At 72.4% G+C, this 13,040-nt stretch carries 10 protein-coding genes; 7 read left to right on the top strand and 3 right to left on the bottom strand.

The window, feature by feature from the left end; genetic code table 11:
* Positions 1-37: 37 nt before the first annotated feature.
* The 4 genes from HD601_RS14515 to HD601_RS14500 all read left to right on the top strand — a co-directional run bounded on the left by HD601_RS14515 (position 38) and on the right by HD601_RS14500 (position 4,596).
* A complete protein-coding gene (locus tag HD601_RS14515) occupies positions 38-1,624 on the top strand; it encodes an acyl-CoA carboxylase subunit beta (RefSeq protein ID WP_184822943.1) in 1,587 nt (528 codons plus the stop codon).
* Between the two features lie 78 nt (positions 1,625-1,702).
* Entirely contained in the window at positions 1,703-2,641 is a 939-nt protein-coding gene (locus HD601_RS14510) for a metallophosphoesterase (protein WP_184822941.1), read from the top strand.
* Positions 2,642-2,659: 18 nt separating this feature from the next.
* Positions 2,660-2,869, top strand: coding sequence for an acyl-CoA carboxylase epsilon subunit (locus HD601_RS14505; protein WP_184822939.1), 210 nt, complete (start codon positions 2,660-2,662; stop codon positions 2,867-2,869).
* Positions 2,870-2,928: 59 nt separating this feature from the next.
* A complete protein-coding gene (locus HD601_RS14500; RefSeq protein WP_184822937.1) occupies positions 2,929-4,596 on the top strand; it encodes a DUF885 family protein in 1,668 nt (555 codons plus the stop codon).
* A 529-nt stretch (positions 4,597-5,125) separates the two neighbouring features.
* On the opposite strand, the gene HD601_RS14495 is transcribed toward HD601_RS14500, so the two are convergent.
* Genes HD601_RS14495 through HD601_RS14485 form a run of 3 tightly spaced genes read right to left on the bottom strand, consistent with a single transcriptional unit; the run spans position 5,126 to position 9,608 of the window.
* Complete coding sequence (locus HD601_RS14495) at positions 5,126-7,294, bottom strand: acyltransferase family protein (RefSeq protein ID WP_184822935.1); 2,169 nt, start codon at positions 7,292-7,294, stop codon at positions 5,126-5,128.
* Complete coding sequence (locus tag HD601_RS14490; protein WP_184822933.1) at positions 7,291-9,447, bottom strand: bifunctional polysaccharide deacetylase/glycosyltransferase family 2 protein; 2,157 nt, start codon at positions 9,445-9,447, stop codon at positions 7,291-7,293. The genes HD601_RS14495 and HD601_RS14490 overlap by 4 nt, the downstream gene beginning before the upstream one ends.
* Positions 9,444-9,608, bottom strand: a complete 165-nt coding sequence (locus tag HD601_RS14485; RefSeq protein ID WP_184822931.1) for a hypothetical protein — start codon at positions 9,606-9,608, stop codon at positions 9,444-9,446. The genes HD601_RS14490 and HD601_RS14485 overlap by 4 nt, the downstream gene beginning before the upstream one ends.
* Before the next feature lie 315 nt (positions 9,609-9,923).
* Between HD601_RS14485 and HD601_RS36260 the strand changes: the two genes are divergently transcribed.
* The 3 genes from HD601_RS36260 (at position 9,924) to HD601_RS14475 (ending at position 12,362) form a co-directional block, all read left to right on the top strand.
* A complete protein-coding gene (locus tag HD601_RS36260) occupies positions 9,924-10,001 on the top strand; it encodes a putative leader peptide (protein ID WP_425503483.1) in 78 nt (25 codons plus the stop codon).
* 125 nt (positions 10,002-10,126) lie between these two features.
* On the top strand, positions 10,127-11,548 hold the full coding sequence (locus tag HD601_RS14480) for a dicarboxylate/amino acid:cation symporter (protein ID WP_184822929.1): 1,422 nt from the start codon (positions 10,127-10,129) through the stop codon (positions 11,546-11,548).
* Positions 11,549-11,678: 130 nt separating this feature from the next.
* Positions 11,679-12,362: a Maf family nucleotide pyrophosphatase gene (locus HD601_RS14475; protein WP_184822927.1), complete on the top strand. Its 684-nt coding sequence runs from the start codon at positions 11,679-11,681 to the stop codon at positions 12,360-12,362.
* The last annotated feature ends 678 nt before the right edge of the window (positions 12,363-13,040 follow it).

Genomic DNA, 13,040 nt, shown 5'->3' with positions numbered 1-13,040 from the left:
ACCCTGCTAGGGCTTCACCCGACGACGGAGGCCACGCATGACGACGCACGACGTTCCGGACATCCACACGACCGCGGGCAAGCTCGCCGACCTGCGGCAGCGGATCGACGACGCCGTGCACGCCGGCTCCGAGCGGGCCGTCGAGAAGCAGCACGCCCGCGGCAAGAAGACCGCCCGCGAGCGCATCGCCATGCTGCTCGACGAGGGCTCGTTCGTGGAGTTCGACGAGCTGGCCCGGCACCGCTCCACCACGTTCGGCATGGAGAAGAACCGGCCCTACGGCGACGGCGTCGTCACCGGCTTCGGCACGGTCGACGGCCGCCAGGTCGCGGTGTTCGCGCAGGACTTCACCGTCTTCGGCGGGAGCCTCGGCCAGGTGTTCGGCGAGAAGATCGTCAAGGTCATGGACTTCGCGCTGAAGACCGGCTGCCCGATGATCGGCATCAACGACTCCGGCGGCGCGCGCATCCAGGAGGGCGTCGTCTCGCTGGGGCTCTACGGCGAGATCTTCCGCCGCAACGTGCACGCGTCGGGCGTCATCCCGCAGATCTCGCTGATCATGGGCCCGTGCGCGGGCGGCGCGGTGTACTCGCCGGCCATCACCGACTTCACCGTCATGGTCGACCAGACGTCGCACATGTTCATCACCGGCCCCGACGTCATCAAGACCGTCACCGGCGAGGACGTCGGTTTCGAGGACCTCGGCGGCGCACGGGCGCACAACACCAAGAGCGGCAACGCCCACTACATGGCCGGCGACGAGGCCGACGCCGTCGACTACGTCAAGGCGCTGCTCTCGTACCTGCCGCAGAACAACCTCGACCCCGCGCCGTCGTTCCCCGACACCGTCTCGCCGCTCGAGGTCAGCGACGACGACCGGGCGCTGGACACGCTGGTGCCGGACAGCGCGAACCAGCCGTACGACATGCACACCGTCATCGAGGCCGTGCTCGACGACGGCGACTTCCTCGAGGTGCAGCCGCTGTTCGCGGGCAACATCATCGTCGGCTTCGGCCGCGTCGAGGGGCAGTCCGTCGGCGTCGTCGCCAACCAGCCCATGCAGTTCGCCGGCACCCTCGACATCGACGCGTCGGAGAAGGCGGCCCGGTTCGTGCGCACCTGCGACGCGTTCAACATCCCGGTGCTGACCTTCGTCGACGTGCCCGGCTTCCTGCCCGGCACCGACCAGGAGTGGAACGGCATCATCCGGCGCGGCGCCAAGCTCATCTACGCCTACGCCGAGGCGACCGTCCCGCTGGTCACCATCATCACACGCAAGGCCTACGGCGGCGCCTACGACGTCATGGGCTCCAAGCACCTGGGCGCCGACGTCAACCTCGCCTGGCCGAGCGCGCAGATCGCCGTCATGGGCGCCCAGGGCGCGGTCAACATCCTGTACCGGCGCGAGCTCGCCGACGCCGAGGACCCCGCCGAGCGGCGCGCGCAGCTCGTCACGGAGTACGAGGACACGCTGGCCAACCCGTACGTCGCGGCCGAGCGCGGCTACGTCGACGCCGTCATCGAGCCGTCGCGAACCCGGGTGTCGATCGTCCAGGCGCTGCGGGCGCTGCGGACCAAGCGCGAGACGCTGCCGCCGAAGAAGCACGGCAACATCCCGCTCTGACCCGGAGTCATCCCGAGTTCATACGGCGTTCCCGCCGGCTTCCGCCGTCCGCCCGGTCGGCTCGGTTGGCTGATCGACATGACCGAGACGACTTCCGCGCGGCTCAGCCGCCGAGGCTTCCTGGGCGCGTCCGCAGCCGGCGCCATCGCCGTCCCCCTCGCACTGGGCGGGACGGCGACAGCTGCGGCCGCCCGCGACGACCTGTTCCGGTTCGGCGTCATCGCCGACTGCCAGTACGCCGACTTCCCCGACACCGGCACCCGCTACTACCGCTCGTCGATCGCCAAGCTGGCCGAGGCCGTCGACACGTTCAACAACGCCGACCTCGAGTTCATCACCCACCTGGGCGACTTCGTGGACCGCTTCGAGCGCAGCTTCGCCGAGCTGCTGCCGACGTTCGAGAAGGCGCGGCGGGCGAAGTACCACGTCCTGGGCAACCACGACTTCCAGCTGCCCACGGCCGAGCTGCTCGACGTGCTGGACATGCCGGCGCCGTACTACCACTACCGCCGTCGCGACTGGCGCTTCGTCGTGCTCGACACCAACGACGTCAGCACCTACGCCAACCCGGCCGGCTCGGAGAAGCACGCGCTGGCCCAGGAGATGTACGCGGAGCTGGTCGCCGCCGGCGCCCCGAACGCGCAGACCTGGAACGGCGCCGTCGGCCAGGAGCAGCTGGCCTGGCTGCGCACCGTCCTGACCAACGCCCGGCGCCGCGGCGAGAAGGTCGTGCTCAGCTCGCACCACCCGGTCTTCCCGAAGAACGCGCACAACGCCTGGAACGACGACGAGCTGCTCGAGCTGATCGACGGCTTCGACAACGTCATCGCCTACGTCAACGGGCACAACCACGCCGGCAACTACGGCTTCCGCAACGGGGTCCACTACGTGACGTTCCGCGGCATGGTCGAGCTGGACACCAACGCCTTCTCGATCGTCGAGGTGCACCCCGATCACCTCCGCGTCGACGGCTACGGCCGCGAGCCCGACCGGCTGCTGCCGTTCCGGTCGCAGTGACGCGTTAGGGTCGACGGCGTGAGCGATGCGCCGCCGCTGTTCCGGGTCGTCCGAGGGACGCCCACCGACGAGGAGCTGGCTGCCCTCGTCGTCGTGCTGACGGCGAAGGCGGCGGCCGGGCGCGCGCCGTCGGCCCCGGAGCGCTCGTCGTGGGCGTCGTACTGGAACCACCGGGCACCGCTGGCGCCGGGCGCGGGCGCGTGGCGGGCCAGCGCGCTGCCGCGTTGACGAAGATCTGCCTGTCAACTGTCCTTCTCGCCGCAAAGGTGCCCGGATAGGGTCGCCGGGTGACGACCCAGCAGCCACCGCGCGCCGTCGACGAGATCGCTGACGCCTACGTCGACGAGTACGCCGCCCTCGACCCCTACACCGCCACCTACGCCGGGCTGAGCGGCTACGACGCCCTCAGCACCGACCTGTCGCCGGACGGGTTCGCCGAGCGCCGGGCGCTCGCCGAGCGGACGCTCGCCGCCCTCGGGACGGCCACCGCCGCCGACGAGCGCGAGCGGGTCGCGGGCGAGGCGATGCGCGAGCGGCTGTCGCTCGACCTCGAGATGGACGACGCCGGGCTGAACCGCAACCTCAACGTCATCGAGAGCCCGTTCCACTGGGCCCGCGAGACGTTCGACCTCATGCCCACGGACACCGAGGAGCAGTGGGCGAACATCGCCGCCCGCATGCGCGCCGTCCCTACGGCGCTGGAGCAGTACCGGCACACCATGGACGCCGACATCGCCGCCGGCCGCCCGTCGCCGCGCCGCCAGGTGCTCGCCGTCGCCGATCAGGCCGGGCGGGTCGCCGGCACCTTCTTCACCGGGCTGGCCGCCACCGGGCCCGAGTCGATGCGCGCCGAGCTCGACGCGGCCGCCGCGGCGGCGTCCGAGGCGTACCGCGCGTTCGGCGGCTACCTCACCGAGACCGCCGCACCGGCGGCGCGCGAGCAGGACGCCGTCGGCCGCGACGCCTACGCTGTCGCCTCGCGGTACTTCCTCGGCGCGGCCGTCGACCTCGACGAGACCTACGACTGGGGCGTCGCCGAGCTGGCCCGCATCGAGACGCAGCTGGCCGAGGTCGCGCAGGACATCGTCGCCGGCGGCGCCGTCGACGACGCCGTCGCCGCCCTCGACGCCGACCCGGCCCGCAAGATCACCGGCACGGCCGGACTGCAGTCGTGGATGCAGAAGCTCTCCGACCGCACCATCGAGGCCATGAACGGCGTGCACTTCGACATCCCGGAGCCGATCCGCCGGCTGGAGTGCCGCATCGCCCCCACCAAGGAGGGCGGCATCTACTACACGCAGCCCAGCGAGGACTTCACCCGCCCGGGCCGCATGTGGTGGTCGGTTCCCGAGGGCGTCGAGGAGTTCTCGACCTGGCGCGAGACCACGACGGTGTTCCACGAGGGCGTGCCCGGCCACCACCTGCAGGTCGCGCAGGTCATCTACCGGCGCGAGGTGCTCAACCGCTGGCAGCGGCTGCTGTGCTGGGTGTCCGGCCACGGCGAGGGCTGGGCGCTCTACGCCGAGCGGCTCATGGCCGACCTCGGCTTCCTCGACGACCCCGGCGACCGCCTCGGCATGCTCGACAGCCAGTCCTTCCGCGCCGCCCGCGTCGTCGTCGACATCGGCATCCACCTGGGCAAGGAGGTCCCGGCGTCGCTGGTCGCCTCCGACGGGCTGCCGACCGGCGTCTGGACCCCGGAGTCGGCGTACACGTTCCTGCGCAAGCACTGCCGCATGCCCGACGAGTTCCTCCGCTTCGAGCTCGACCGCTACCTCGGCTGGCCGGGCCAGGCGCCGTCGTACAAGATCGGCGAGCGCATCTGGCTCGCCGCCCGCGACGACGCCCAGCGCCGCCAGGGCGACGCGTTCGACCTGCGCGAGTTCCACCGGGCGGCGCTCGACCTCGGCTCCATCGGCCTCGACCCCCTCCGCGAGGCACTCGCCCGATTGTGACGGCTCACCGGACGTCGTCGCTGCGCGATTGGTGTGGCACAACTGTCGCCCCAACGACAGCTACGCCACACGGATCCGGCAGTGATGCCCCACCGTCGCGGGCGAACCCCGCCATCGGCGAAACGATCCAGGATCAGTGGGTCAGGACGCCAACCATCCTGGATGATCATGGCGGACCTGCCCACCGGGCCGCGCCGGAACGGTGCGGCATTGCTGCGCGATCGGTGTGGCATTGCTGCGGGATTCGTGTGGCACAACTGTCGCCCCAACGACAGCTACGCCACCCGGATCCGGCAGTGATGCCCCACCGTCGCGGGCGAACCCCGCCATCGGCGAAACGATCCAGGATCAGTGGGTCAGGACGCCAACCATCCTGGATGATCATGGCGGACCTGCCCACCGGGCCGCGCCGGAACGGTGCGGCGTTGCTGCGCGATTGGTGTGGCACAACTGTCGCCCCAACGACAGCTACGCCACACGGATCCGGCAGTGATGCCCCACCGTCGCGGGCGGACCGGCTGGCCGGCGGTCAGGGGGCGTCGTCGAGGACGTCCCAGAGCGTCGGGTCCTCGCCGCCCACACGCCAGAGGAACACGCCGCCGAGCCGCTGCTCGGCGGCCACCTCGAGCTTGGCGGCGAGGCTAGGCGCGTCCTCGAACCAGACGGCGCGCACCTGGCCGTCGTCGTCGGCATAGGAGAACCACGGGGTCTGGGCGTCGTTGCTCCACTGCACCTCGCGCCCGTGCTCCTCGGCGACGGCGATCGCGTCGGCGTACATGAGGTCCTGACCGCCGCCCTCGGCGCCGGAGCCGGGGTCCGGCCAGTCGTACCCGTGCGCCGCCAGGCCGAGCACGACCCGCTCGCGCGGCACGTACGTCACGACGTGCGCGACGGCGTCCTCGACCCAGTCGACGGGTGCGATCGGGCCCGGTCCGGAGCCCTCCCAGGCGTAGTCGTAGGCCATGACCCGGACCTCGTCGACCACGGCGCCGGCCAGCCGGTAGAGGCGCGCCAGCTCCGGCCGGTCGGCCGCCGTCCCGGCCGGCAGCGCCACCGTCAGGCGACGTCCGTCGGCGTGCAGCGCCGCGGCCAGGTCGTTCAGAAACACCCCGAATGCCGCGTAGTCGGCCGGCTCCAGCGCCTCGTAGTCGATGTCGATGCCGTCCCAGCCCTGGTCGCGGGCCGTCTCGGCGATCGCCGAGACGTGCGCGGACCGCAGGGCCGGCGAGCCGATCAGGCGGCGGACCAGCTCGGCGTCCCACTCACCCGAGCGGAAGTTGCTGATGGACGGCACGACGTCGAGGTCCAGCGCCCGCACCCGGGCCGCGACCGGCTCGACGGGCGAGTCGTCGTTGCGCACGAGGGCGCCGTCGTCGGCGGGCGTGTACCAGACGGGGCTGACGGCGCTCAGCGGTCCCGCGGCGGCGGGCAGCGAGGCCAGGCCGCGGTCGAGGTCCCACGGGACGAGGTAGGCGCTCACGGTCCAGGGCCGGTCCGACGCCACCGGCGTGCGGTCCGCCGCGGGCGCCGTCACCCATGAGGCCAGCACGACGGCGGCGAGCGCGGTCAGCCCGACCCGGCCGAACACCAGGCCGATGGCGCGCGCCCCCACCGGGCGGCGGGTCGCGGCCCGGCGCCGCAGCAGCCCGGGGAGCAGCCGCACCGGCCGCCGCGCGGCGAGGTCCTCGGCCCAGCCGAACAGCATGGTGGCCAGCAGCGTCAGTGCCGCCGCGACGAGGCCCGCCGCCCAGACGGCGGACACCCCGGCCCGCTCGCACAGCACCCAGGCGAGGTCGATCGCCGGGTTGTGCCACAGGTAGAGGGTCACGGCGCGCGCCGTGATGAAGTCGACCAGCCGGCCGAGCCCGGGCACGCGGTCCACCCCGCCCATCGGCGGCGCCCAGCGCAGGAGCAGCAGCACCACGCCCAGCGACCAGAGCGCCTGCGCGAGCGGGATCTCGTTGAGGTCGTAGCCGAAGTCCTCGGACGGGTGCGTCAGCGCCCACCACAGCCCGGTGGCCATCGCGGCGGCCGCGACCGCCACCGCGGCCGCGAGCGGCAGCCGGCGCAGCTGCCCGGTGCGGTGCGCGAAGCCGAGCAGCCAGCAGGCGCCGTACGTGGCGAAGTCGCGGACGGCGTCGCCCGGCGCGCCGAGGGCCTCCAGGTCCACCAGCCCGGTCCCGGCGGCCGCCACGACGACGAGCGGCACCAGCAGCGTCCGCACCGGCCACCGGCGGAACGCCCACATCAGCAGCGGCGAGAGCAGCACGAACCACAGGTAGGCGCGCACGTACCAGAGCGGCGCGACGATGTTCTCGGCCCAGCTGCCCCCACCGGCCGCGACGTCGCCCGGCGGGTCCGCCACCGGCACGATCCAGTGGATCAGCTCGCGCCACCGGCCCACGACGGCGCCGAGGCTGCCGCCGTCGACGATGATCATGCCCGTCACGACGACGGCGCCGAGCAGCCACAGCGGCGGCAGCAACCGGCGCAGCCGGCCGGCGACCACGTCGAACGCCGGCCGGCGCTGCAGCGAGCGCGCCGTCAGCGAGCCGGCCACGGCGAACATCACGCCCATGGCGGGGAAGGCGATCGACAGCCAGGCCCAGCCGGCCAGGTGGTAGATCATCACCCTGACCAGCGCGACCGCGCGGTACACGTCGATGTACCGCTCGCGCTCGGGGACGACGACGGTCATCGCCCGGCCCTCACCACGTCTGGCGCATCGCGCGCATCAGCGCCCTCCCCGATGCGCCGCAGCTTCTGCCAGCGCAGCCGGATCCCCACCAGCGCGGTGACGATCGACTGGATCACGACGGCGTACATGAGCTGCCGGTACACCAGCTGCTGGAGCGGCAGCAGCCACAGCCCGCGCATCGACTCGCCGTCCAGCCGGCACGCGTAGGCGCCGGCCACCAGCTGGCTGAGCACCAGTGCCAGCCAGCCGAGGACCGTGCGCACCGGGTCGAGGAACAGCAGACCGTAGATCAGGAACACGTCCATCAGTGGCGCCAGCAGCGGCAGCGCGACCTGGAACAGCGCCAGGTGCAGGATGCCGCGGCGGCCGAAGCGGCCGGCCCGGCCGGGCTCGAGGACGGCCCGCCGGTGCTTCCACATCGACTGGATGGTCCCGTAGCTCCACCGGTACCGCTGCCGCCAGAGCTGGCCGAGGTCGGTGGGGACCTCGGTGCGCGCGACGGCCTCCGGCTCGTACACGATGCGCCAGCCGGCCCGCGAGATCGCCATGGTGAGGTCGGTGTCCTCGGCCAGCGTGTCGGAGCTGACGCCGCCGGCGCCCCAGAGCGCGCGCCGCCGGAAGGCTCCGACCGCGCCGGGCACCGTCGGAATGCACTCGAGCACGTCGTAGGCGCGGCGGTCGATGGCGAACCCGACGACGTACTCGATGTGCTGCCAGGCGCCCAGGACGCCGGACCGGTTGGCCACCTTGGCGTTGCCGGCGACGGCGCCGACGCCCGGGTCGGCGAACGGCTGCACGAGCCGGCGGACGGTGTCGCGGGCGAACACGGTGTCGCCGTCCATCATGACGATGAGGTCGTGCTGGGCCTGCGCGATCCCGGTGTTCAGCGCCGCCGGCTTGCCGCCGTTGGGCCGCCGGAACACCGTCACGCCGGGCAGCCCGAGCCCGCGGACGACCTCGGCGGTCGCGTCCGTGGAGCCGTCGTCGACGACGATCACCTCGACCGGGTGGTCGCTGGCGACCAGGGACCGGACCGTCCGGGCGACGCAAGCCTCCTCGTTGTAGGCGGGCACGATCACCGACACCGGCTCGGTCACCGGCGGGCGGACGGGGGCGGAGCGGCCCCACGACGAGCCCTGCCGCGCGTGCCGGCGCGCGAGCACGACCAGCAGCAGCAGCCGCGAGATGACCAGCGCGCCGGTCACGCCCACCAGGACGGCCAGCACCGACGTCGCCGCCGTCGCGCCGCGCACCAGGATCAGCAGGGTGTCGCCGCGCAGCCGCTCGGACGGGTCGGCCGGCACGGTCACCGGCTCGCCGACGACGTCGCCGACGGTGCCGAACCGGTAGCCGCGGGCGCGCAGCTCCGGGATGAGCCGGTCCAGCGCCTCGACCGTCTGCGACCGGTCGCCGCCCGCGTCGTGCATGAGGATCACGCCGCCGGCGCCGTCCTCGGGGATGGCCCGGCGGACGATCTCGTCGGCGCCCGGCCGGGACCAGTCCTGGGTGTCGTGCGTGGTCAGCACCGTGACGTAGCCGGTGCGGCCCAGGTCGCGGACCGACGGCCAGCTGATGTCGTCGATCGCCTCGGCCGCCGACGAGTACGGCGGGCGCACCAGCGTCGACGTCACGCCCGCGGCGCCGGCGACGACCAGCTGGGTCTGCGAGAGCTCGAGCTCGCGCCGCCACGCCGGCACGTAGGCGAGGTCGGGGTGGGTGAACGTGTGGATGCCCAGCTCGCCGCCGGCGTCGTGGATGCGGCGGACGAGGTCCGGCCGCTGCGCCGCGAGGTTGCCGACGACGAAGAACGTGGCGGGCACGCGGTGGCGTTCCAGCACCTCGAGGATGCGGGGCGTCCAGACCGCGTCCGGACCGTCGTCGAAGGTCAGCACCACGGTGCCGTCGGGGACGTGCAGGGTCCGGGCCGTGCCGTGGCGCAGGTCGATGATCGGCCGGCCGGCCCGCACGACATCCGGGACGGTGTGCGCGTCCGTCGGCGCCGCGACCCGGTGGTCGGCCCCGAACTGCGCCATGACCAGGCCGTTCACCAGCAGCACGACGGCGAGGACGACGAGCATCAGGCTGAGCAGGAGCCAGTGCAGGCGAGGCGCTGTCGCGCGCGCGGCTCCGCGTCCGCGGCGCACGGTGGTCATTCGGGCGCGTCCGCCCCGGCGGGTGGGCCCAGATCGGCGGGCGGGCCCACGTCGGCCGGCTCCGATCGATCGGGCCGGACGGGCTCGGCCGCCAGGCTCGCGGTGAGCAGGGCGACGTAGAGCAGACCCAGACAGGCGACCAGCAGGCCCCAGTAGGTCATCCAGCGGCGTCTTCGTCCACGCCGGTCGACGAAGACCGGTGTGCCGGGCCTGTTCTCGTGTGGCGGGCGCGCCGCTCCCGCCGCGGCGAACTCGTGCATCATTCCCCCCAGAGAGCACGACTTCCGCTTTCGCACACCGCGCCGGGGGCCCACGACGGCGTGCGGTGAATACCGACGATGCTAGGCGCGGATCCGCGCCCCACTTAGGGTCGATGGTCCCGAGACTGCCCATTTCGCCCGATGTGACCCAGATCACCACGCGGTTCCGGGAGGACGGGAATACGGTCCGGTTCGCCCGCCGTTGGGCTCGACGGCATGGTGAACATCTGGGGCCTCACCGAGCGCCTGCACGTCGATCTGCGACGGCAGGCCAGCGCTGCCTGTCCGGCCTAGGACCGCAGCACCCGCGATCGCCCGGCACCCCCGTCACCAGCCTCTCTCTTGGCCGCCCGGTCGTGGTTCAGCGCGCTCGCGCCCTCTCTCTCGTTCCCTTCTTCCCCCGACCGGAAGGTCTTCGCATGTCCGAAACCGCGACCGCCGACGCGCCCGCGTCCCGCCGGCTGCGTCTGCCCTCGTTCTCCGTCCAGGTCCTCATCGGCCTGGCGCTGGGCGTCGTCCTCGGCCTGATCGCCCGCGAGCTGGGCCCGGCCGCCGACGGCAACCCGAACTGGCTCACCAGCACCCTCGACACCGTCGGCGGTCTCTTCGTCGACCTGCTGCGCGCCGCCGTCATCCCGCTGATCTTCACCGCGATCGTCGCGAGCATCGCGAACCTGCGCAACGTCACCAACGCGGCCCGCCTGGCCGGCCAGACGCTGCTGTGGTTCGCGATCACCGCCTTGATTGCGGTCGCCATCGGCATCGCGCTCGGCCTGATCCTGCAGCCGGGCGACCACACGTCCGTCACCCAGGACCAGGCGGCCGAGCCCGGCCGCACCGGCGACTGGTGGGCGTTCCTCACCGGCCTGGTCCCGACCAACTTCCTCGCCCTGACGGCGTCGACGTCCGTCGACCCCGAGTCCGGGGCGGCCGCGACGAGCCTGTCGTTCAACGTGCTGCAGTTCGTCGTCGTATCGGCCGCCATCGGCATCGCCGCGCTCAAGGTGGGCGAGAAGGCCGAGCCGTTCCTGGCCTTCAACCGGGCCGCGCTGTCGATCATCCAGAAGGTGCTCTGGTGGATCATCCGGCTGGCCCCGGTCGGCACTATCGGCCTGCTGGGCTACGCCGTCGCCGACTACGGCTGGGACGCCATCGGCTCGCTCGGCCGCTTCACGCTGGCCATCTACATCGGCCTGGCGCTGGTGCTGTTCGTCGTCTATCCGATCCTGCTGCGCGCGCACGGCCTGAACCCGGTCAAGTTCTTCACCGGCGCCTGGCCGGCCATCCAGCTGGCGTTCGTGTCGCGCTCGTCGGTCGGCACGCTGCCGGTCACCGAGCAGGTCACCGAGCGCAACCTCGGCGTCTCGCGGTCGTACGCGTCGTTCGCGGTGCCGTTCGGCTCGACGACGAAGATGGACGGCTGCGCCGCGATCTACCCGGCGATCGCCGCGATCTTCGTGGCGCAGTTCTTCGGCCTCGACCTGTCGGTGTCGGACTACCTGCTGATCGCGCTGGTCTCCGTGGTCGGCTCGGCCGCGACCGCCGGCACCACCGGCGCGACCGTCATGCTCACGCTGACGCTGTCGACGCTGGGCTTGCCGCTGGCCGGCGTGGGCCTGCTGCTCGCCGTCGACCCGATCCTCGACATGGGCCGGACGGCGGTCAACGTCGCCGGGCAGGCGCTGGTCCCGACCATCGTCGCCAAGCGCGAGGGCCTGCTGGACCTGGCGATCTACAACTCCGACCGGCGCGGCGACGTGTTCGCCGACGCCGGCGAGGACCGTCCGGCCACGGCCCCGGCCACGGCGACCCTGGCGCCGGCCCCGGTGTCCGCCCACTGAGCCATGACCGAGACACGGTGACCGACCACGGGTTAACCTCTCCGTGACCATGATCACCCCATGATCGTCGGCGGCCGATGCTGTTCCAGGCATCGACCGCCGATGATCATTTTCGGTAACGTGAGGTCTCGTGGTGCGCCTGCTGCTCGCTTCCCAGTCCCCCGCCCGGCTGGCGACCCTGCGTTCCGCCGGCATCGAACCGGTGGTCCAGGTCTCCGGCGTCGACGAGGACGCCGTGCTGGCCGACGCGCTCGCCCGCGGGCCGATCACCCCGCACGACGTCCCGCTCCTGCTCGGCCGGGCCAAGGCCGAACAGGTCGCCGGGCGCACGTTCGCGGGCATGATCGTCCTCGGCTGCGACTCCGTCCTCGAGATCGACGGCGAGATCCACGGCAAGCCCGCCGACTCCGTCGACGCGGTGCGACGCTGGCGGCGCATGCGCGGCCGGTCGGGCATCCTGCACTCCGGCCACTGGCTCATCGACCTGCGCGACCCTGAGGACGGCGGCACCGGCCGGGCCATCGGCGACACCGCCAGCACCACGGTCCACTTCGCCGACCTCTCCGACGCCGAGATCCGCGCCTACGTCGCCACCGGCGAGCCGCTGCGCGTGGCGGGCGCCTTCACCATCGACGGCCTCGGCGGCCCGTTCGTCACCGCCATCGACGGCGACCACCACGCCGTCGTCGGCCTGTCGCTGCCGTTGTTGCGGGTCCTGCTCGGCCGGTTGGGGGTCTCGATCACCGAACTGTGGCGCACCGACCCCGACCACGAGCCCGTCCGCCGCCGCGCCCGCCGAGCCGCCTCGTCCTGAGATTCTGCGGGGGTTCTGCCGGGGTGGTGAGGCGGGCTCCCCGTCCCCCTGCTGCCCAGTCTCTCAGCCGCAGGCACCCGCCTCAAGCGGACCGATGGCGCTTCGCGCGAAGGGGACCGCTTGACCCGGCCACCCGCGGCCAAGAACCTGGCAGCTATCAGGGGGACGGGGAGACCCTGGGCACGCCTCGCTGGCTTGGTTGCGGTCCGCCGGGACTGTGGACAGCGATGATCATCAACGATCCGCTACATCACCACGATTACCCGAGCCCCAACACGATTGCAGGCGTGTCGAGGCTCGGGTAATCGTGGTGGGCGGCCCAGCAAACACCCCCAAATCCCACATCGTGGACCCCACGGGTGGTCAAGGAAGAGTTACTACCGCCAGAGCAGCAGTAGCTCGCCCACGACACACGTCAGGAGGGAGTTCTCCCCGCCATAGCGGGAAGAAGTCCCTCCCCGCACCGCCACATCCTGGGTCTGACGCGCGTCCTGGGCGTGACGCGCGCGAAACAGCCGAATCAGCCCCGACAGCGCGACTCACACCCAGGACGCGCGCTCAACCCAAGACCAAGCAGGCCCCGACCACCCACCCGTCGCCAGACTCCCCCCGTCCCCCTGATAGCTGCCAGGTTCTTGGCCGCGGAGCCGCGGGTCAAGCGGACCCCCACCGGCGCGC

This window comes from Jiangella mangrovi, from assembly GCF_014204975.1.
GTDB lineage: Bacteria > Actinomycetota > Actinomycetes > Jiangellales > Jiangellaceae > Jiangella > Jiangella mangrovi.
This window is presented reverse-complemented; position numbering and strand designations above follow the sequence as displayed.